Annotated in this window: 18 protein-coding genes; 15 read left to right on the top strand and 3 right to left on the bottom strand. The window is 73.8% G+C overall.

All coding sequences use genetic code 11. The annotated features are described in order from the left end of the window. Nucleotides 1-583 (bottom strand): AAA family ATPase (locus tag VGR37_20380; GenBank protein ID HEV2149769.1); only part of this gene is annotated, 583 nt, incomplete at its 3' end. Between the two features lie 136 nt (nucleotides 584-719). Here VGR37_20380 and VGR37_20375 point away from each other — a divergent pair. The 5 genes from VGR37_20375 (at nucleotide 720) to VGR37_20355 (ending at nucleotide 3,716) form a co-directional block, all read left to right on the top strand. Further along, nucleotides 720-1,328 (top strand): M23 family metallopeptidase, encoded by a 609-nt coding sequence (locus VGR37_20375; protein ID HEV2149768.1) that lies wholly within the window; start codon nucleotides 720-722, stop codon nucleotides 1,326-1,328. Nucleotides 1,329-1,451: 123 nt separating this feature from the next. Continuing rightward, nucleotides 1,452-1,889: an META domain-containing protein gene (locus VGR37_20370; protein ID HEV2149767.1), complete on the top strand. Its 438-nt coding sequence runs from the start codon at nucleotides 1,452-1,454 to the stop codon at nucleotides 1,887-1,889. Between the two features lie 13 nt (nucleotides 1,890-1,902). Further along, nucleotides 1,903-2,316, top strand: coding sequence for a hypothetical protein (locus tag VGR37_20365; GenBank protein HEV2149766.1), 414 nt, complete (start codon nucleotides 1,903-1,905; stop codon nucleotides 2,314-2,316). A 119-nt stretch (nucleotides 2,317-2,435) separates the two neighbouring features. Next, a complete protein-coding gene (locus VGR37_20360; GenBank protein HEV2149765.1) occupies nucleotides 2,436-2,822 on the top strand; it encodes a DUF2784 domain-containing protein in 387 nt (128 codons plus the stop codon). 177 nt (nucleotides 2,823-2,999) lie between these two features. Beyond that, nucleotides 3,000-3,716, top strand: a complete 717-nt coding sequence (locus VGR37_20355) for a 1-acyl-sn-glycerol-3-phosphate acyltransferase (protein ID HEV2149764.1) — start codon at nucleotides 3,000-3,002, stop codon at nucleotides 3,714-3,716. 10 nt (nucleotides 3,717-3,726) lie between these two features. Here VGR37_20355 and VGR37_20350 read toward each other — a convergent pair whose 3' ends face one another. Further along, nucleotides 3,727-5,838: an MMPL family transporter gene (locus VGR37_20350; GenBank protein HEV2149763.1), complete on the bottom strand. Its 2,112-nt coding sequence runs from the start codon at nucleotides 5,836-5,838 to the stop codon at nucleotides 3,727-3,729. Nucleotides 5,839-6,009: 171 nt separating this feature from the next. Here VGR37_20350 and VGR37_20345 point away from each other — a divergent pair, with 171 nt between their 5' ends. The 5 genes from VGR37_20345 to VGR37_20325 all read left to right on the top strand — a co-directional run bounded on the left by VGR37_20345 (nucleotide 6,010) and on the right by VGR37_20325 (nucleotide 10,154). Further along, entirely contained in the window at nucleotides 6,010-6,516 is a 507-nt protein-coding gene (locus tag VGR37_20345; protein HEV2149762.1) for a hypothetical protein, read from the top strand. Between the two features lie 34 nt (nucleotides 6,517-6,550). Continuing rightward, on the top strand, nucleotides 6,551-7,201 hold the full coding sequence (locus tag VGR37_20340) for a class I SAM-dependent methyltransferase (protein ID HEV2149761.1): 651 nt from the start codon (nucleotides 6,551-6,553) through the stop codon (nucleotides 7,199-7,201). 213 nt (nucleotides 7,202-7,414) lie between these two features. Then, nucleotides 7,415-8,071, top strand: coding sequence for a hypothetical protein (locus tag VGR37_20335; GenBank protein HEV2149760.1), 657 nt, complete (start codon nucleotides 7,415-7,417; stop codon nucleotides 8,069-8,071). 122 nt (nucleotides 8,072-8,193) lie between these two features. Continuing rightward, the gene (locus VGR37_20330) at nucleotides 8,194-9,360 is read left to right on the top strand and encodes a histidine kinase (protein HEV2149759.1); all 1,167 of its coding nucleotides are present in this window, start codon (nucleotides 8,194-8,196) and stop codon (nucleotides 9,358-9,360) included. Next, nucleotides 9,357-10,154, top strand: coding sequence for a LytTR family DNA-binding domain-containing protein (locus tag VGR37_20325; GenBank protein ID HEV2149758.1), 798 nt, complete (start codon nucleotides 9,357-9,359; stop codon nucleotides 10,152-10,154). The genes VGR37_20330 and VGR37_20325 overlap by 4 nt, the downstream gene beginning before the upstream one ends. 106 nt (nucleotides 10,155-10,260) lie before the next feature. On the opposite strand, the gene VGR37_20320 is transcribed toward VGR37_20325, so the two are convergent. After that, on the bottom strand, nucleotides 10,261-11,469 hold the full coding sequence (locus VGR37_20320; GenBank protein HEV2149757.1) for a S1 family peptidase: 1,209 nt from the start codon (nucleotides 11,467-11,469) through the stop codon (nucleotides 10,261-10,263). Nucleotides 11,470-11,752: 283 nt separating this feature from the next. Between VGR37_20320 and VGR37_20315 the strand changes: the two genes are divergently transcribed. The 5 genes from VGR37_20315 to VGR37_20295 form a co-directional block, all read left to right on the top strand. Then, the gene (locus VGR37_20315) at nucleotides 11,753-12,229 is read left to right on the top strand and encodes a low molecular weight protein-tyrosine-phosphatase (protein ID HEV2149756.1); all 477 of its coding nucleotides are present in this window, start codon (nucleotides 11,753-11,755) and stop codon (nucleotides 12,227-12,229) included. Beyond that, the gene (locus tag VGR37_20310; protein ID HEV2149755.1) at nucleotides 12,226-13,125 is read left to right on the top strand and encodes a fructosamine kinase family protein; all 900 of its coding nucleotides are present in this window, start codon (nucleotides 12,226-12,228) and stop codon (nucleotides 13,123-13,125) included. The genes VGR37_20315 and VGR37_20310 overlap by 4 nt, the downstream gene beginning before the upstream one ends. A 144-nt stretch (nucleotides 13,126-13,269) precedes the next feature. After that, nucleotides 13,270-14,838, top strand: coding sequence for a phospholipase D-like domain-containing protein (locus VGR37_20305; protein HEV2149754.1), 1,569 nt, complete (start codon nucleotides 13,270-13,272; stop codon nucleotides 14,836-14,838). A gap of 437 nt (nucleotides 14,839-15,275) precedes the next feature. After that, nucleotides 15,276-16,397 carry a transglycosylase SLT domain-containing protein gene (locus tag VGR37_20300; GenBank protein ID HEV2149753.1) on the top strand — a complete coding sequence of 374 codons (1,122 nt, stop codon included), beginning with the start codon at nucleotides 15,276-15,278 and terminating at the stop codon, nucleotides 16,395-16,397. 171 nt (nucleotides 16,398-16,568) lie between these two features. After that, nucleotides 16,569-16,854 (top strand): hypothetical protein (locus VGR37_20295; GenBank protein ID HEV2149752.1); only part of this gene is annotated, 286 nt, incomplete at its 3' end.

Here is a 16,854-nt window from a genome sequence, read left to right as displayed (position 1 = left end):
GCGGCGGGGTGCTCGCCGTCTGCTGCTGCGGCCCCGCCGCGCCTTCCGATGCCGCCGGAGCCGGCGGTGCGGGCGGCGGCACCCGCACCGCCGGCCCGATCACCACCTCCGTTTCCGGCCCCACCGCGTGCACCGCGTGGTAGCCCTCGTCCGCCAGCGCGCTCCTCGCCTCCAGGAACTGCTCGTAGTGCATCTCGATCACCTCCGCCCGGACCTGCCGTTCACGCTCCAGGTTCTGTGCGAGGCAGGTCTCCAGCGGCACGTCGAGCGCGAGGACCACCGCCGGGGCGCCCCACCGGGCGGCCCCGCCGCGGAGGCGGGCACGTGCGCCGGGGCTCACGTTGGTGGCGTCGGCGACGGCGAGGCGCCCCAGCGAGAGGCGGCCGTGGACGATGGCGTGGAAGACGTCGAACGCCTGCGGCGTCGCCGACTGGTCCGCCTCGTCGTCCGACACCAGCCTGCGGCACTCGTCCGAGGAGACGACCTCCGTCTCGCGGAAGCGCCGCCGCGCGAAGGTGCTCTTGCCGCAGCCGGGCGGGCCGAGCAGGATGACGAGGGCGTTGGCGGGGATCTCTACAGGCATGGCAGGCTCGGGGCTCCGGTTCACGGCTCCGGGCTGCAAGTCCCCTTCCAGGTGGCCCGATGGAACGGATGGTGATGGCGGCTCGCTTTCTGCACCTGCCCGCCGTGGGAACGCACCCTCGCAACCGGCAGGTCGGATGTGGACACGTCTGCCTCTCCAGAGGATCCTCCTCGTCGTCCTCCTCACCCAGGCCGCCGCAGCGCTTGGGCTGCTCCTCTATCTGGCGTTCACCGGGAAGGCGTTCGTCCTGGAGATCACGCCCCGCGAGGAGCTCCGGGCACCTGAGACCTCGGGCGGGCTCATCATCCCCGTCGCGGGTGTTCGTCCGTCGGAGCTGCGCGACACCTACGGTGCGCCACGCTCCGGTGGGCGCACCCACGAAGGGATCGACATCTTCGCTCCGGAGGGAACTCCCGTCCTGGCCGCTGCCGCCGCTGTAGTCGTGGGACGCGACTCCACCGCCGTGGGCGGGATCTCCCTTTACCTGCGCGACCTCGACGGCCGGACCATCTACTTCCATGGACACCTCCAGCGATACCGCGCGGGCCTGAAGGAAGGAGACCTGGTGCGCCAGGGCGAGGTGGTCGCCTACGTGGGCCAGACGGGAAATGCCCCTCCCGGGAGTCCCCACCTGCACTTCTCCGTCTACACCGTTCCCGATCCGAACCGGTGGTGGCGCGGCCGCAACCTGGATCCATGCGACCTCCTGCCGTGTGGTGTGGCGGAGGAAGAGAGTGACCCGTGATCCGCGGGGTCGGGCCCGGCGCCGGGGGACCGCGGCCCGGGGTGCTCCCGTGACGCCCGGCCACGGCCGTGCGTCTCTCCGGGTGGAGGCCCGATCGTGCACGCCGCCCCCCGGAAAGGTCCCATGAAAACGCTGCTGCTCCTCCTGCTCCTGCTGGCCCCGATCTCCTGCCGGTCCGCGGTCGAGCCCGAGCTGTTCCAGGGCTCGCAGGACCCCGCGCTGCTTCCGGGCGACCCGTGGCGGCTGGAGCGGATCGCCTCCAGCGCCGGCACCATCTCCTCCGCGCGCGCGAAGCTCACCGTCCACTTCACCGCCGAGGGGCGCCTCGGGGGTGCGGCGGGCCCGAACGGCTACGGAGGCAGGTACACCGCCACCCCAGCGGGGCAGATCCGCATGGAGGAGGTCGTGACCACGCTGATCGGCGGGCCCGAGGCCGAGCGGGCGGGCGGGTACCTGAGCTCGATGGTGCGCGCCCACTCCTTCGAGGCCACGCCCGCCGAGCTCCGCCTGTACTTCGGGGAAGCCGGCCACCTCCACTTCCGGCGGCAGACGCAGCCCTGACCCCCTGAAAACCATGCGCACTCGCACCCTGCTCACCGGATCCGCCTGTGCCCTCCTGCTCTCCTGCAGCAGCCCCACCGGGATGTGCGCCTGCCCTCCCGCGCGCAGCCACGGCGTCGTGCACGGGAGCGTGCGATCGGCTGCCGGCCAGCCGATCGCGGGTGTACAGCTCCAGGCGACCGTGTTTCGCTCCATCTGCGGGGAGGGCCCGGGCGAGGTCCACCCGGAGGGCAGGCCGGCCGCTTCGGACGCCTCGGGCGCGTACCGGCTCCACGTCTACTCGCTGTACGGTGAGCGGGCGGTCTGCGTGCGCGTGACGGCGCTCAGCCCGGGCGGGGCGGACAGCTCGATGGTGCACGCGGCGCTCGCCCTGCGCAGCGAGCGGGTCCAGCCGGACAGCGTCCGCGTGGACCTCGTCCTCCCGTAGGCCGCAGCCGCCCGGCCGCAGCCGCCCGGCCGCAGGCGGGCCGCCGCGGCTCCTGCGGACGGGTCCGGGGTACCTCCAGGGGATGGAGACCGACCTCACCTCTGGAAGGATCCGCGATCGTGCTGTACCGCTGGCTGGCTGATGCGGTGGTCCTCGTCCACCTGGGATTCGTCCTGTTCGTCGTCCTGGGTGGACTGCTCGTCCTGCGCCGCCCCCGCCTGGCGTGGCTCCACGTGCCGGCCGCGCTCTGGGGCGTGTGGATCGAGTTTTCCGGCCGGGTCTGCCCTCTGACGCCGCTGGAGAACCGGCTGCGGCGCCTGGGCGGAGAGGCGGGCTACTCGGGAGGGTTCATCGACCGCTACGTCGTCTCGCTCCTGTATCCCGAGGGCCTCTCCCGCAGCCTGCAGCTCGTGCTCGGCGCGCTCGTGCTCACCCTCACCCTCGCCATCTACGCCCGCCTGCTCTGGCGCACCCGCCGGGCGCGCTCCGGCCCCCGCCCAGCCTGACGCAGCACTCCAGGCCGTGCTCTCGTGGACGCCGGCACGCCGCCGGGACCGGAGCGCCGGAATGGGGTCCGCTGGCCCGCCCCTTGCTTTCCCAGGCACGTCGGTCGACGGTCTCCACCGCCGGTGCGGCTGTCCAGCTGCACCCGGCGTGAACGCGTGCCCGACGGGGAGGTGCCCATGCGCTCGCTCCCGGTGTTCCTGCTCCTGCTCCTCTGGAAGGTGCTGAGCCGCCTCTTTTACCGCTTCGACGTGGAGTGGGTGGGGGAGGTGCCGGAGGACCCGTGGGAGGACCTGCGGATCATCTCGGTGCTCCACCACACCAGCCTGTACGAGCCGGTGTTCGCGGCCGTCCTGCCGAACCGGGTGGTCTGGCGGATCGCGCGCGACGCGGTGGTGCCGATCGCCTCCAAGACTATGGAGCGGAGGGGGGCGGGGTGGATGTTCCGCTTCGTCGGGCGGCGCGTCGTTCCCGTTTCCCGCAAGCGGGACCTGAGCTGGGAGCAGGTGCTGCGCCACTGCTGCGGCCCGCGGGCGATCACGATCATCTTCCCCGAGGGACGGATGATGCGGCGCACGGGGCTGGACGTGGACGGGCGGCCCATGACGATCAAGGCCGGCGTGGCCGACCTGATCGCCGGGATCGACTCGGGCCGGATGCTGATCGCCTACAGCGGCGGCCTGCACCACGTGGCCGCCCCGGGCGAGCGCTTCCCGCGCCTCTTCAAGGAGATCTCGCTGCGACTGGAGGTGCTGGACATCCCCGCGTACCGCGAAGCGCTGGGCGGGACGCGCGACATGGACGCCTTCCGCGGGCGCGTGGTCGAGGACCTCACCCGGCGCCGCAACCGCTACGCCCCCCTCCGCGGCCCCACCCTCCCCCAGTGGGCCGCCTGAGGCGCCCGCCTCACGCGGCCGTGCGGCGGGAGCCCCCCAGCAGCAGCGCGGGGAGGAGGAAGAGGTCCGCCACGAGCGCGCCCACGACGGCCAGGGCGGCCAGGATCCCGAAGTAGGCGATGGAGCGGGACCCGGAGGCCGCGAGCACCGCGAACCCCAGGGCGAGGACGACGGTGGAGAGGACGATCCCGCGCCCCGCGGTCTGCAGCGTGGTGCCGACCGCCGCCTCCGGCGCCGCTCCGGCGCGCCGCTCCCCGCGGTAGCGGAACAGGAAGTGTATGCTGTCGTCCACCGCGATCCCCAGGACGATGGCGCCGATGGTGGCGGTGGCGATGTCCAGCGGGATCCCGCTCCACCCCATGACCCCGAACACCAGGAGCACCGGGAACAGGTTCACGGGGACGGCCGCCGCCGTGAGGGGGAGGGAGCGCAGGAGGAGGCCGAGCACCACGAAGACCACCCCCGCCGCGAGCGCCAGCCCCCGGAGCGTGCTCTCCAGGACGTAGTCGATGATGCGCAGGTAGAGGGGGAGGTACCCCGCCGCCCGGATCGTCACCCCCTCGCCCAGCACCTCCCTCCCCTCCCGCTCCAGCGCGCGGGCCGTGGCCGCGAACCCCTGCGTGCTCGACATAGGGACGTAGGCGGTGATCCGGGCCGTCCTCCCGTCTCGGGAGAGGTAGACGCTCCGCTCTCCCAGGTCCGCCGCCCCGAAGGTGCGCCCCACCTCCGGCCGCCGCTCCGCCCGCCGCCGCCACTCTCCGAGGCGGTCCAGCACCTCCGGCCGCAGCACCGGCCGCCCGTCCGTGGACCGTACCACGAACTCCAGCGGGGTGTAAAACCCCGCGTGCGCCTCGATCCAGCGGCTGTCCTCCCGCACCTCGTGCCCGGGGGGGAGGAGCTCCAGCGTGTAGGTGTTCACCTCCATCCGTGCGACCCCCGCCAGGAGGAGCGCCGCGGCCGCGGCGCTCCCCGCCAGGACCCACCCCCGCCTGCGGGGGAGGGCGCGCCCCAGCGCGGCGAGGGCCCGGTCCGTCCCCCGGCTCTCGGGGGGCGGGGGGAGGTCGCGCAGGGCGAGCCCGGCGGTGCACGCCACCATGGTGAGCACCCAGACCAGCACCATCCCCACCGCGGCGAAGAGGCCGAGGTCCCGCACCACGGGCATCCGCGAGGCGGAGAGCGCGAGGAAGCCGAGCGCGGTGGTGACCGAGGTGAACAGGCAGGGGACGGCGAGGTCGGCCATGCTCCGCGCCACCCGCTCCCGCCGCTCCGGCTCCCCCGCGGGAGGGTGGGCGCGGCGCTCCGTGTAGTGGTGTGAGACCAGGTGGATGGCGTCGGTGAGCCCGATCACCAGGATCAGCATGGGGAGGATGGCCGTCACCTGCGTGAGCGGGCGGCCGGAGAGGGCGAAGATCCCCAGGGTGGCCCCGCTCGCCGCCAGCGGCCCGGCGAGCGCCACCGCCACCGCCCGCGCGCGCCGGAGGGTGAGCCAGAGGAGCGCGGTCATCAGCACGAAGGCGAGGCCCAGGTAGAGGGCGCTGTCGCGGATCGTCTGCCGGTTCAGCGCGTCGTAGAGGACCCCGTTCCCCGCCAGGTGGACGCCCCGCCCCCCCACGCCGACCGTTTCCGCCAGCGCCTCCCGGATCTGCTCCAGGATCTCTCCCCGCACCGCGTCCAGGTCGGGGCGGGCGGACATCCGCACCAGCAGGAGCGCGGTCTCCCCGTCCTCCGAGACCACCCCCGCCCGGCGGAGCGCGTCCGCGGTCCCCTCGCCCGGGGGGAGTGAGGCGGCGAGGGTGGCGGGGGAGAGCACCTCCTCCACCCCCTCGATGGCGCGGAGCCGCTCGGCGGCGCGCAGCTGCAGCGCCCGCTCCCCGGGGGACAGCGCCCCGCCGGGGGTGGGGTAGGCCGCGGCCACGGCCTCGTCGCTCCCGAACTCCCGCAGGAACTCCCTGTAGGCCAGGAGCGCGGGGTCGTCCTCCACGAACCAGACCGACAGGCTGTTGTCGGGCTTGAGCCCCGCCGCGGCCGCCGCGAGGGGGAGCGTGGCGAGCGCCAGCAGGAGGAGCGCGGCGCGCGGCCGGCGGGAGACGGCGCGTAGGGCGGCGAGCAGGAGACGGCGCATGGACCGCGGTGCGGGAGAGGGAGCGTCGCCGGGGCGGGTGCGAGCGGAATCATAAGTGGGGACGACGGAGGGGGCCAGCAGGAGGAGCGCCCGGAGTGGACAGGGCGTCGGCGCGGCGCATATTGGAGGGCGGACACGGCCGCCCCCTGCGACTTCCCACCATACCGCGCGATGATCGACCTGAGCATGCTCACCGGATCCCGCCTCGACCGGATCGAGCGCTGGACGGCCATGGGGACCGAGGACGAGTTCAACTCCATGCTCCCGCGCCACCGGGAGCAGGTCCTCTTCCTTGACGCCGCGTCCACGCGCGCCGCGTACGAGCTGGAAGTGCGGAACCGGATGGTGTGCGGCGACGCCTGGGGGAACGACCCATTCGGCGAGGGCTGCTACCGCGAGGTGGAGCGGTACGTGATCCCGGAGGAGGCGGCGATGAAGAAGTGGCTCTACCGCCGGGGGCTGCCGTTCGCGGCGGAGGTCCTGCTGCTCCCGATCTTCGGCGCCCTGGACGAGCCGGCGGTGCTCACCACCTGGAAGATCGTGGTGAAGTACGCCGGGTCCATCTTCTCCCACGACAACCTCATCGTCTTCGGCGCCTCGGTCGACTGGTGCCTGTACTACCACCACGACGACATCCTGTACTTCGCCCGCGGCAGGAACCGGCAGGTGCCGTCGTGACCGGCCGCGCGGGCCTTTCGAGGAGGCTCTGCCGATGAGCTGCTGCGGCCACTGTGCGGACGCGGAGGACCTCTTCAGCCGGAGGGCGGCGCGGCGTGACCTGCGGCGCTACCGCAGGCGCGGACCGATCCCCGCCACGCGGCGCCTGCTCCGGATGCTCCGGCGGGAGGAGGTCCGCGGCCGGGTGCTGCTCGACGTCGGCGGCGGGATCGGCGCCATCCAGCACGAGCTGCTGCGGGAGGGGCTCGCCCGCGCGGTGCACGTGGACGCTTCCACGGCGTACCTGCAGGCCTCCGGGGAGGAGGCCGCCCGGCAGGGGCACCGCGACCGCGTGGAATACCACCACGGCGACTTCGTCGACCTCGCCGCGGAGCTGCCGGAGGCGGACGTGGTCACGCTGGACCGGGTGGTCTGCTGCTATCCCGACATGCCGCGCCTGGTCGAGGCCTCCGCGTCGAAGGCGCGCCACCTGTACGGCCTCAGCTATCCCCGGCGGCGGTGGGCCACCCGCGCGGCGTTCGCGGCCGGCAACCTCTTCTTCCGGCTGCGCGGCAGCGCCTTCCGCACCTACCTGCATCCGCCCGAGGCGATCGCGGCCGAGCTCCGGAGGCAGGGGCTGCAGTGCATCGCCCAGGACCGCACCTTCCTCTGGCACGTGGCGCTGTATCGCCGCGTGCAGGCATAGGGGGCAGACGGCGTCGTCGCTGCCGGCTGACGCGCCCGGCTTCGAACGACGACTTTCGCGGGGCGGGCCGCACGCTGCACGCCAGCGACCGTTCGCTGCACGGATCCCTCCTCTCACTGCACCACCGTTCCCGCACCGGGCGCGGCGCTGCAGCTTGGTGCGCGCGGAGGCCACGGGGGCCGCCCGCCCGATACCTCGCGGAGAGAGAACGACATGTCCACGAAGATCCTGCGCGCGAGCGGCGCGCTTCTCCTGGCCGGCGGCGCGGCCGGCATCATGGTCCCGGTGCTGCATCCCGCCAAGGACGCAGGCTACTACGCCCATGCCATGACCGGGCCGTCGCACCTCCTCCTGCTCGCGGCGGTGGTGCTGGTCTCTCTGGGCCTCCCCGGTGCGTGCGCTGCGCAGCCGGAGCGCGTCCGCGGCCTCGCCGCGGCGGGGGCGGCGCTGGTGTGGGTGGCGAACCTGGTGCTGGACGGCATCCACGGGCTCCTGGACGGTGCCGTGCTCCCCGTCCTCCACCACGCCCAGGCGGCGACGGGGGTGGACCCCGTGGCGGTGGCGACGATCCTGGACGCGGGGCCGCTCGGGATCCTCTTCGAGGCGGCCGGCCCCGTCTTCGGGGTGGGCGCGGTGATGTTCGGGACCGCCATCGTCCGCGGGCGTGCCATGCCGCGCGCGGTCGGGCTGCTGGTGGCGACCGGGTGGCTCCTGATGCCGGTCTCGTTCATCTTCCCCGCGATCCGCCCCCTGGCCGTCGCGCTCCCGTACGTGGCGTTCGCTGCACTGGGGGTGGCACTGCTCGGGGGCGTGCGGGCCCGCGCCGCGGCGGCGGTCGCGGTACGGCCCGCGCTCGGTGCGGCGGCGTAGCCCCGCCGCAGGGGGTGCGGAGGCCGGACGGGGCGCGTGCGTCCACCTGGACGCCGGGGGGCGGGTCCCCGCATCTTGTCGGGCGTCCACTCCCCCCGCGCCCCCTCGCCGCCGGCCACCCGATGCGCGCCGCCTCCCACGACCCGCCCCTCCCGTTGCGCCGACGCCTCCTCCCGTGGGCGCTGCTGGTGGCTGCCTGGAGCGTCCCCGGGGTGCTGGCGGCGCTGCAGGTCTACGCCGCCTCGCGTGCCGGGACGGGGATCGGTGGGGTGAGGCTCTCGCTGGCGGCGGCGCTGCTCTGGCAGCTCCCGGTGTGGCTCTTCTGGGCGGCCGCGACGCCGCTCATCGCCTGGCTGACGCGGCGCTTCCCCGTGGGCGAGGGACGCGGGCTGCGCTTCCTCCCGCTGCATGCGGTGCTGGCGGTGGCGTTCGCGACCGCGGCGGAGGTGAACTTCGGGGTGTTCGCCTCGCTGGCGGGGCTCACCCCGCCGCCGCAGTTCGCGGGGGGGCCGCTGGGCGTCCTGCGCGCCATCCTCTCCGACCCGTGGATGCAGGCGCACGTGGCGCTCTACGGGCTGGTGGCCGGCGCCGCGGTCGCCGTGTCGGCGGCGCGGCGCTACCGCGAGCGCGACCTGCGCGCGTCGCAGCTGGAGGCGCAGCTGGCGCAGGCGCAGCTGGAGGCGCTCCGGGCGCAGATGCACCCGCACTTCCTCTTCAACGCGCTGAACACCGTGGCGATGCTGGTGCGCGCCGGTGAGACGCCGCGGGCGCTGGAGGTGCTGGTGGGGTTCAGCGAGCTGCTGCGGCACGTCCTGTACGAGACGGGCACCGCCCACGTCACCCTGCGCGACGAGGTGGAGTTCGTGCGGCGCTACCTGGAGATCGAGCGCGTCCGCTTCGGAGACCGGCTGCGGGTCGAGATCGAGGCCGACCCCGACGCGCTCGACGCCCGCGTCCCCAACCTCCTCCTGCAGCCGCTGGTGGAGAATGCGCTCCGCCACGGGGTGGCGGGGCGCTCGGCGGGCGGGACGGTGCGGGTACGGGCGAGGCGCCGGGGCCCGCGCCTCCACCTGTCGGTGGAGGACGACGGCGCCGGCCTCCCTCCGGCGTGGACGATGGAGGGATGCACCGGGGTGGGGCTGGCCAACGTCCGCGGCAGGGTGGAGCGGCTCTACGGCTCCGGGGGGCTCCTGCGGGTGTCTCCGCGCCAGGAAGGCGGCGTCGTCGCGACCGTGGAGCTGCCCTTCGAGCCGGCGGAGCTCCCGACCCCGGCGCTGGAGCTCGCGTGACGCCCGGGGGAGCGATGGAGCCCGTGCGCACGCTGATCGTGGACGACGAGCCGCTGGCCCGTACCGGCGTTGCCGCCATGCTGCGCGGCGACCCGGAGGTGGCGGTGGTGGGGGAGTGCGCGGACGGGCGCGAGGCGGTGCGCGCGATCGACGCCATGCGGCCGGACCTGGTGCTGCTGGACGTGCAGATGCCGGAGCTGGACGGCTTCGGTGTCGTGCGCGAGGTGGGGCCGGAGAGGATGCCGGTGGTCGTCTTCCTCACCGCGTTCGACCGCTACGCCCTGCAGGCGTTCGAGGCGCACGCTCTCGACTACGTGCTCAAGCCCTTCACCGACGCCCGCTTCCACGCGGCGATCGGGCGCGCCAAGGAGCAGGTGCGCCAGCGCCGAATGGGCGCGCTGGGAGACCGGCTGGTGGCGCTGATGGGAGGCGCGCCGGTCCTGCCCGCCGCGCCGCGTCCCGTCTCCCGCATCCTGGTCCGGGAGACGGGACGGGTCACCTTCGTCCGCGTGGAGGAGATCGACTGGATCGAGGCGCAGGACTACTACGCCCGGCTGCACGTGGGCGGACGGGCGCACCTCGTCCGCGAGACGCTGCAGGAACTGGAGGCGCAGCTCGACCCGGGGCGCTTCGTGCGCGTGCACCGCTCCGCGATCGTCGCGCTCGACCGCGTGCGGGAGGTGCGCCCCGACTTCGCGGGGCGGTACGTGATCGTCCTGGTGGACGGCACCCGGGTCCCGCTGAGCCGCCGCCGCCGGGAAGCTTTCGAGCGCGCGCTGGGGCAGTCGCTCTGACGGCGGGCCGGAAGCCCTCTCCTGGACCAGTGCACCCCGGCGGGACCCGCCGGGGTGCACTGTTTCATCCTCTCCGGGCCGCCTCTCCGCGCGGCGGGCGTCCGGCTCAGTTGGTCAGGGGGGTGATGTCGAGGTACGAGGCGAAGTTGATCGCCATGTAGATGCCGTCCACGTTGTTGATGTGCCCGGACATCACCCCGAGCGCCGTGTTCGAGACGAACCAGGGGCCGCCGCTGTCGCCCGGCGTGCAGTTGTCCACCCCGTCCCGGTGCACGACGATGTAGGTCGAGGTTGCCCCCGGGACGTACCCGGGCGTGAAGGTCTTGGTCTGGATGTAGCCGCAGCTGTAGCCGGAGCTCACTCCGTACTTGCACGCCCAGTCGCCCACGTTCTGGTTGGCGCGGGAGCGGGTGGCCAGGATCTCGCGGTAGTTGGAGCCGGTCCAGACCCAGTTGTCCGGCGTGTACGGCGTGGTGTGCCACTGCACGTCCTGGGCGCCGTAGAACCGCTCTGCCTGGAACCAGATCTTGTAGTAGGCCTGATCGACGTAGTCCCAGACCCACATGTTGTTGTCGCAGTGCCCGGCCGTGAGGATACCCCTCGCGCCGCTGGAGTGGCGCACCGTGAAGCCGCCCGTGCAGTAGCTGCCGGTGTTGAGGTTCTTGATGAACGCCCCGCCGTAGATGGGAGCGGAGGGACGGCTCAGCGCCTCCACGACGACCACCCTGGCCTGGGCCGGCAGCCTCAGCGCGTCCAGGGCCTCCGCGGCGCGGGCGGCCGCGGCGTTCAGCACGCGCACCTCCGCGACGTTGGCGCGGACGTCGACGTTCCCGTCCGCCTCGATCCCCCGGGCGCGGACCGCCTGGAGAGCGGTCTGCTGTGCCTTCCGGAGATCGGCCAGGCTCGCCCGCGCGGCCTCGGCGCGGACCACGCCGGCCAGCGCGGTCCCGGCCACGTACCGCTGCAGCGTGGCGGCGCCGTCCCGGGTGAAGCGCGCCACGACCCGGTACTCCGGCTCGTGCTCGATGTACAGCCCCGCGAAGGTGGCCTCCTGCTCCTCCAGCTTCCCGTTGAGGTCGCCGATGGCCGCCTGCAGCTCGATGCGGCGGATCGCCTCGGCCACGCTCACCCCGTTGGCGTTCGCGTACTCCGCGGCGTCGCGCCGGATCCCGCCGTCCGACTGCTTGGCGGCGGGCGCGGCGGCTGCCTGCGGCTCGCGCGCCGCCTCGGTCTGGGTGGGCAGCGGCCGGACGTCGTCGCACGCGGCGGCGAAGATCGCGGACGCCAGCGCCAGTCCCTGGATGCCTCGCTTCATGTGAATCATCGGCCCTCTGATCGAATGGTGCAGCGTGGTTTCGGGAGACGTCCCCTCCTGCGCCCCGGCCGAGGCGCGCGGCGGGCCGTCTCTCTGGACTCGACTCGCAGCTACGGTGGGAACAAAGTGCGGGTTCGGCCGCTCCATCTCTTCCAGGAAATTGCTCACTTCGAGCGCCCGGCCGGGAATCGGCCGCGTCCGGCACGGACTTGCGCGCTCCGGCGACCGGGGGCGAGCTTGGGGCCGGTTTCGACGATTCCTCGAGCGATGAAGCGACCCGCCCGTGAAGATCCTCTTCGTCTGCCTCGGCAACATCTGCCGCTCGCCGCTGGCCGAATCCGTGTTCCGGCACCTGGCCCGCGAGCGCGGCGTGGAGCACCTCTTCGAGGTCGACTCCGCGGGCACCTCCGGCTACCACGCCGGGGCGCCGCCCGACCGGCGCAGCGCCGCCACCGCGCGCGCCCGCGGCATCACGGTGGCCGGGGCGAGCCGCCAGCTCACCGCCCGCGACCTGCGCAGCTTCGACTACGTGATCGCCATGGACGCGGAGAACCAGGCGGAGGTCGAGGCGCTGCACGCCGCCACCGGGGGCACCGCGCGCGTGCACCGGCTGCGCGAGTGGGACCCCGAGCGGAGCGGGACGGACGTGCCGGACCCGTACTACGGCGGCGCCCGCGGCTTCGAGGACGTGCACGACATGGTGGAGCGCTCCTGCGCCGCCCTGCTCGTCCACCTGCTGCGGGAGCAGGGAGCGGCGTGACCCTCCCGGCGGCGGTCCGGCGGCGGGTGGAGGCGCGCTTCGGCGCGGTGCGCGACGCCCGCCCGGTGGGCGGCGGGTGCGTCAACCCCGCGCTGCGGCTGGAGCTGCCGGACGGCCCCGCCTTCCTCAAGTACAACGCCGACGCCCCCGCGGGCCTCTTCCCCGCCGAGGCCCGCGCCCTCCGTGCGCTTCGCGCCGCCGCGGGGGAGGAGCTGCGCGTCCCGGAGGTGCTCGCCGCCTGGGACCCGGCGGAGGAGGGCGCCCCCGGCGAGCCCGGGTGGCTCCTGCTGGAGTGGATCGAGCCCGGCGCGCCCGGACCGGGATACGACGAGCGGCTGGGGCGCGGGCTCGCCGCGCTGCACCGGCTGGCGGACGGCCGCTGGGGGTGGGAGGAAGACAACTTCATCGGCCCGCTCCCGCAGCCCAACGCCTCCACCTCCACCTGGGCGGAGTTCTGGCGCGAGCGCAGGCTGGAGCCCCAGCTCCGGCGCGCCCGCGACGCCGGGTACGCGGACGACGCCCGCGAGTGGGCGCGCCTGCTGGACCGTCTCCCCGACCTGCTGGGCCCCGCCGAGGAGGACGGCCCCGCGCTGCTGCACGGCGACCTCTGGGGCGGCAACGTGCTCCCCGCCGCCACCGGCGAGCCCGCCCTGGTGGACCCCGCCGCCTACCGCGGGCACCGCGAGGTGGACCTCGCCATGTCCGAGCTGTTCGGCGGCTTCGCCCCGCGCTTCCGCGCCGCCTACGCCGAGGCCCGCCCCCTCCTCCCCGGGTACCGCGAAGGGCGCCGGGCCGCGTACCAGCTCTTCTACCTCCTGGTGCACGTCAACCTGTTCGGCGGCGCGTACGTGGCGCAGACCCGCTCCGCGCTGCGCGAAGCTCTGGGGACGCCGTAGCCGCACCCCTCGCCTGCGCTCCCCTGCGGCACGAACCTCGCCCTGCCGTGGTACACGTGTTATCCATACGACGTCGCGGAAGGGCGCCGCCGGCCGGACGGCGGGCGCCGCAGCGGCCCCGAGGAGCCACCCGAACACCGCTCGATGCACGGACCGGAGCGCGCGATCCCACCCGCCACCGAAGCCCCGCTCACCTCGCTGCAGCGGGTCGAGCCCGGGCGCACCACGCCCGGCGCGTTCGCGATCACCCGGACCCTGGTGCGCCAGGCGGAGCGCGCCATGCTGCGCGCCTCGGATGCCCACCAGGTGCGGGGGAACTCCGCGCGCCTGCTGGTGGACGGGCCCATGGCCTTCGAGGCGTGGCTGGACGCCATCGGCCGGGCGCGCGAGTGGATCCACCTGGAGAACTATATCCTCCGCGACGACCGCACCGGCCGGCGCTTCCGCGACGCCCTGGCCGACCGGGCGCGCGAGGGGGTGAAGGTCCGGGTGCTCTACGACTGGCTGGGGTGCTGGGCCACCCCGGGGCGCTTCTGGAAGCCGCTCCGCGACGCCGGGGCGGGGGTGCGTGCCTTCGCGCCGCCCAGCGTCCGCGACCCGCTCAACGGGCTGCGGCGCGACCACCGGAAGGTGGTGGTGACGGACGGCGAGTACGCCTCCGTCTCCGGGATGTGCATCGGCGACGAGTGGGCCGGCGACCCGGCGGCCGGCATTCCCCCCTGGCGCGACACCGGGGTGGAGTTCCGCGGGCCCGTGGCGGCCGTGATCGACCGCGCCTTCGCCCGCACCTGGGGGATCGCCGGGCGCCCGCTCCCCCCCGAGGAGGTCCCGGATCCCGAGCGGGCCCGCCGCGTCGGCGACGTGGCGGTGCGGGTCGTGGAGGGGGAGCCGGGGAGAAGCCGCATCTACCGGCTGTCGCAGTTCATCAACGTGGGCGTGGAGCGGCGGCTCTGGATCACGGACCCGTACTTCGTCGCCCCGCCCGCGATGACCGAGGCGCTCGCCGCCGCCGCCCGCGACGGGGTGGACGTGCGCGTCATCGTCCCCGCCTTCAACAACTGGCCCATCGTCGGGGGACTGTCGCGCGCCGGGTACCGCCCGCTGCTGGAGGCGGGGGTGCGGCTCTTCGAGTGGGAGGGCCCCATGATCCACGCCAAGACCGCCGTCGCCGACGGCGTCTGGTCGCGCGTGGGGTCCAGCAACATGAACCTGGCTTCCCTCCTGGGGAACTGGGAGATGGACGTGGCCGTGCTCGACCGCGAGTTCGCCGGCCAGATGGAGGACCTCTTCCTCCGCGACCTGGAGTCCGCGGTGGAGATCACCCTCACTCCCCCCGGGCGCCGCATCGGCAACCCGGAGCGGCGCAAGGCCGAGCGGCTGGTGACCGAGCGCCCCGAGGACGTCCGCAAGCCCGGCCGCGCCTCCGCCCGCGAGGCCCGGCGGCGCGCACACCGCGGCGGGACCCTGGGACGCGCCGTGGGGCGCGTCGCCCGCGCCGGCTCCGTCCTGGGGCGCTCCCTGGTGGGCCAGCGGATGATCGGCCGCGAGGACACCGGGTGGGTCGCTGCGCTCGGCGCCTTCCTGGTGCTCGTGTCCCTCCTGGGCTTCTTCTTCCCCCGCCTCTTCGGCTGGCCCGTCGCCTTCCTGGTCTTCTGGCTCGGCGTGGCCTCGCTGGTGCGCGCCGTCACCCCCCCGCGCCGCCGGGGGCCCTGACGCGGACTCCGCTCGTGTTCCCATATGGGAACGTCCCGCCCGCGCCCCCGGCAGCTCGTTTGGGCGGATTCCGTGTAAGCCGTTGGGCGGCAACGGATGGCAACCCGGGCTACGGCCGATGGGTAACTACGTGTCAGGTTGCAGGCGCGGGGCCGCCTCCGGTCTCCTTTGGGGAACATCTGGCGTGAATCCCGGCCGGTTGTACCTCTATGTGTATGGGATGCATTGATTTCGAGGGGAAGAACCGCTATAATAGATGCGTCCGCTGGACGTTTTCCCATCGAAATCGGGGCACTCGGCCCTCTCGGCGCGATCGGCGTTTCAGATCCAAACCTGGAGGCTCACGTATGGAGTTTCGGTCCGCTCTCCCTGTCGCAGTCCTGTTCGGCAGCGTCCTCGGCGCCGCTGTCGTAGGCGTCAAGGATCCCAAGACGGGCGTGGCTCCTTCCGCGCAGCTCCCTGCCGCGATGGTCTCCGAGGCCGCGGCGGCCACGGTCGCCGCGGTGACCTGGGACATCCCCATCGTCCGCAACGACCCGGTCGAGCGGTTCATCGGGATCTTCACCGAGAAGCAGCCCGACCGGATGGCGCTCTACCTGAAGCGCTCCGGCCGCTACGAGGGGATGATCCGCGCCAAGCTGCGCGAGCGCGGCATGCCGGAGGACCTGCTCTACCTCTCCATGATCGAGTCCGGCTTCAACCCGACGGCGCGATCCAAGGCGCAGGCGGTGGGGCTGTGGCAGTTCATCGAGGAGACCGGCCAGCGCTACGGGCTGCGGGTCGACGGCTACGTGGACGAGCGGAAGGACCCCGAGAAGAGCACGGACGCGGCGCTCCGCTACCTGCAGGACCTCCACAACCAGTTCGGCTCCTGGTACCTGGCTGCCGCCGCCTACAACAGCGGCGAGAACCGCGTCGCCCGCGTGATGCGCGAGGAGACGGGGTCGGTGAAGGGGCAGGAGGAGGACTTCTGGCGGATCCGCCGGCGCCTCCCCGCCGAGACCCGCGAGTACGTGCCGCTCATGCTGGCCGCCGCGCTGATCGGCAAGGAGCCGCACAAGTACGGGCTGGGCGACGTGGAGCGCTACCTCCCGGTCCCCACGGAGATCGTCGAGGTCCCGGGCGGCACCAAGCTGGACGTGGTGGCGAAGGCGGTGGGCGTGACCGAGAAGGACGTCCGCGACCTGAACCCGCAGCTGGTGAAGGGGGTGACCCCCCCGGGGTCGAAGCCCTACGCCGTGCGGATCCCGGAGGGCCGGCGGGTGCAGTACGCCACCAACTTCGACCGGGTCCGCGAGTCCGCGGCCGCCCAGGCGAAGGTGGAAAAGGCGCGCGAGAGCGCCGCTTCCAAGGCGAAGGTGGAGCAGGCGCGAAAGACGCGGGTGGCCAAGGCCGCGCGGCCGAAGAAGTCCTCCGCGAAGTACCACAGCGTCCGCGAGGGCGAGTCGCTCTGGACCATCGCGCGCCGCAACGACACCAGCGTGAACGCCATCAAGCGGGCCAACGGGCTGCGCAACAACAACCTGCGCCCGGGCCAGCGCCTGCGGATCCCGGCGTAAGGAATCTTTTCGGGAATGTCCGAGCGGGGCCGTCGCCATTCAGGGCGGCGGCCCCGTTTCTCGTTCCCGGTGGCTCTGGTGGGCCGCACAGGCGCACCTCGCACTTCGCACTCCCGCACTCCCGTCCCCGCACTTTCGCCCGCCTCGCCTCCCCGTCAGATTGTCCCGCACATGGCCATTCCCGCGACCGACCCGTCCGCCCCCGGGCGCGTGCTCCTCGTCTTCCTGGACGGGGTGGGGATCGGCGCGGACGACCCCTCCGTGAACGCCTTCGCGGCGGCGCGGCTCCCGCGGCTGCGTGCGCTCCTCGGAGGGCGGCTCCCGGTCCGCGAGCACCTGGACGGCGGCGGGATCGTGGCGGAGGGGGCGGTGCTCGTCGCGGCGGACGCCACGCTCGGCGTGCCCGGGCGGCCGCAGAGCGGCACCGGGCAGACGGCGCTCCTCACCGGGGTCAACG

This window comes from Longimicrobiaceae bacterium, from assembly GCA_035936415.1.
GTDB lineage: Bacteria > Gemmatimonadota > Gemmatimonadetes > Longimicrobiales > Longimicrobiaceae > JAFAYN01.
The sequence above is the reverse complement of the archived record's forward strand: the minus strand, read 5'-3'. Positions and strand labels throughout refer to the sequence as shown.

Coding starts and splice junctions, on each gene's coding strand:
- VGR37_20375 (HEV2149768.1), top strand. CDS start 720: ATGTGGACACGTCTGCCTCTCCAGAGGATCCTCCTCGTCGTCCTCCTC.
- VGR37_20370 (HEV2149767.1), top strand. CDS start 1,452: ATGAAAACGCTGCTGCTCCTCCTGCTCCTGCTGGCCCCGATCTCCTGC.
- VGR37_20365 (HEV2149766.1), top strand. CDS start 1,903: ATGCGCACTCGCACCCTGCTCACCGGATCCGCCTGTGCCCTCCTGCTC.
- VGR37_20355 (HEV2149764.1), top strand. CDS start 3,000: ATGCGCTCGCTCCCGGTGTTCCTGCTCCTGCTCCTCTGGAAGGTGCTG.
- VGR37_20350 (HEV2149763.1), bottom strand. CDS start 5,838: ATGCGCCGTCTCCTGCTCGCCGCCCTACGCGCCGTCTCCCGCCGGCCG.
- VGR37_20345 (HEV2149762.1), top strand. CDS start 6,010: ATGATCGACCTGAGCATGCTCACCGGATCCCGCCTCGACCGGATCGAG.
- VGR37_20340 (HEV2149761.1), top strand. CDS start 6,551: ATGAGCTGCTGCGGCCACTGTGCGGACGCGGAGGACCTCTTCAGCCGG.
- VGR37_20335 (HEV2149760.1), top strand. CDS start 7,415: ATGTCCACGAAGATCCTGCGCGCGAGCGGCGCGCTTCTCCTGGCCGGC.
- VGR37_20330 (HEV2149759.1), top strand. CDS start 8,194: ATGCGCGCCGCCTCCCACGACCCGCCCCTCCCGTTGCGCCGACGCCTC.
- VGR37_20320 (HEV2149757.1), bottom strand. CDS start 11,469: ATGAAGCGAGGCATCCAGGGACTGGCGCTGGCGTCCGCGATCTTCGCC.
- VGR37_20305 (HEV2149754.1), top strand. CDS start 13,270: ATGCACGGACCGGAGCGCGCGATCCCACCCGCCACCGAAGCCCCGCTC.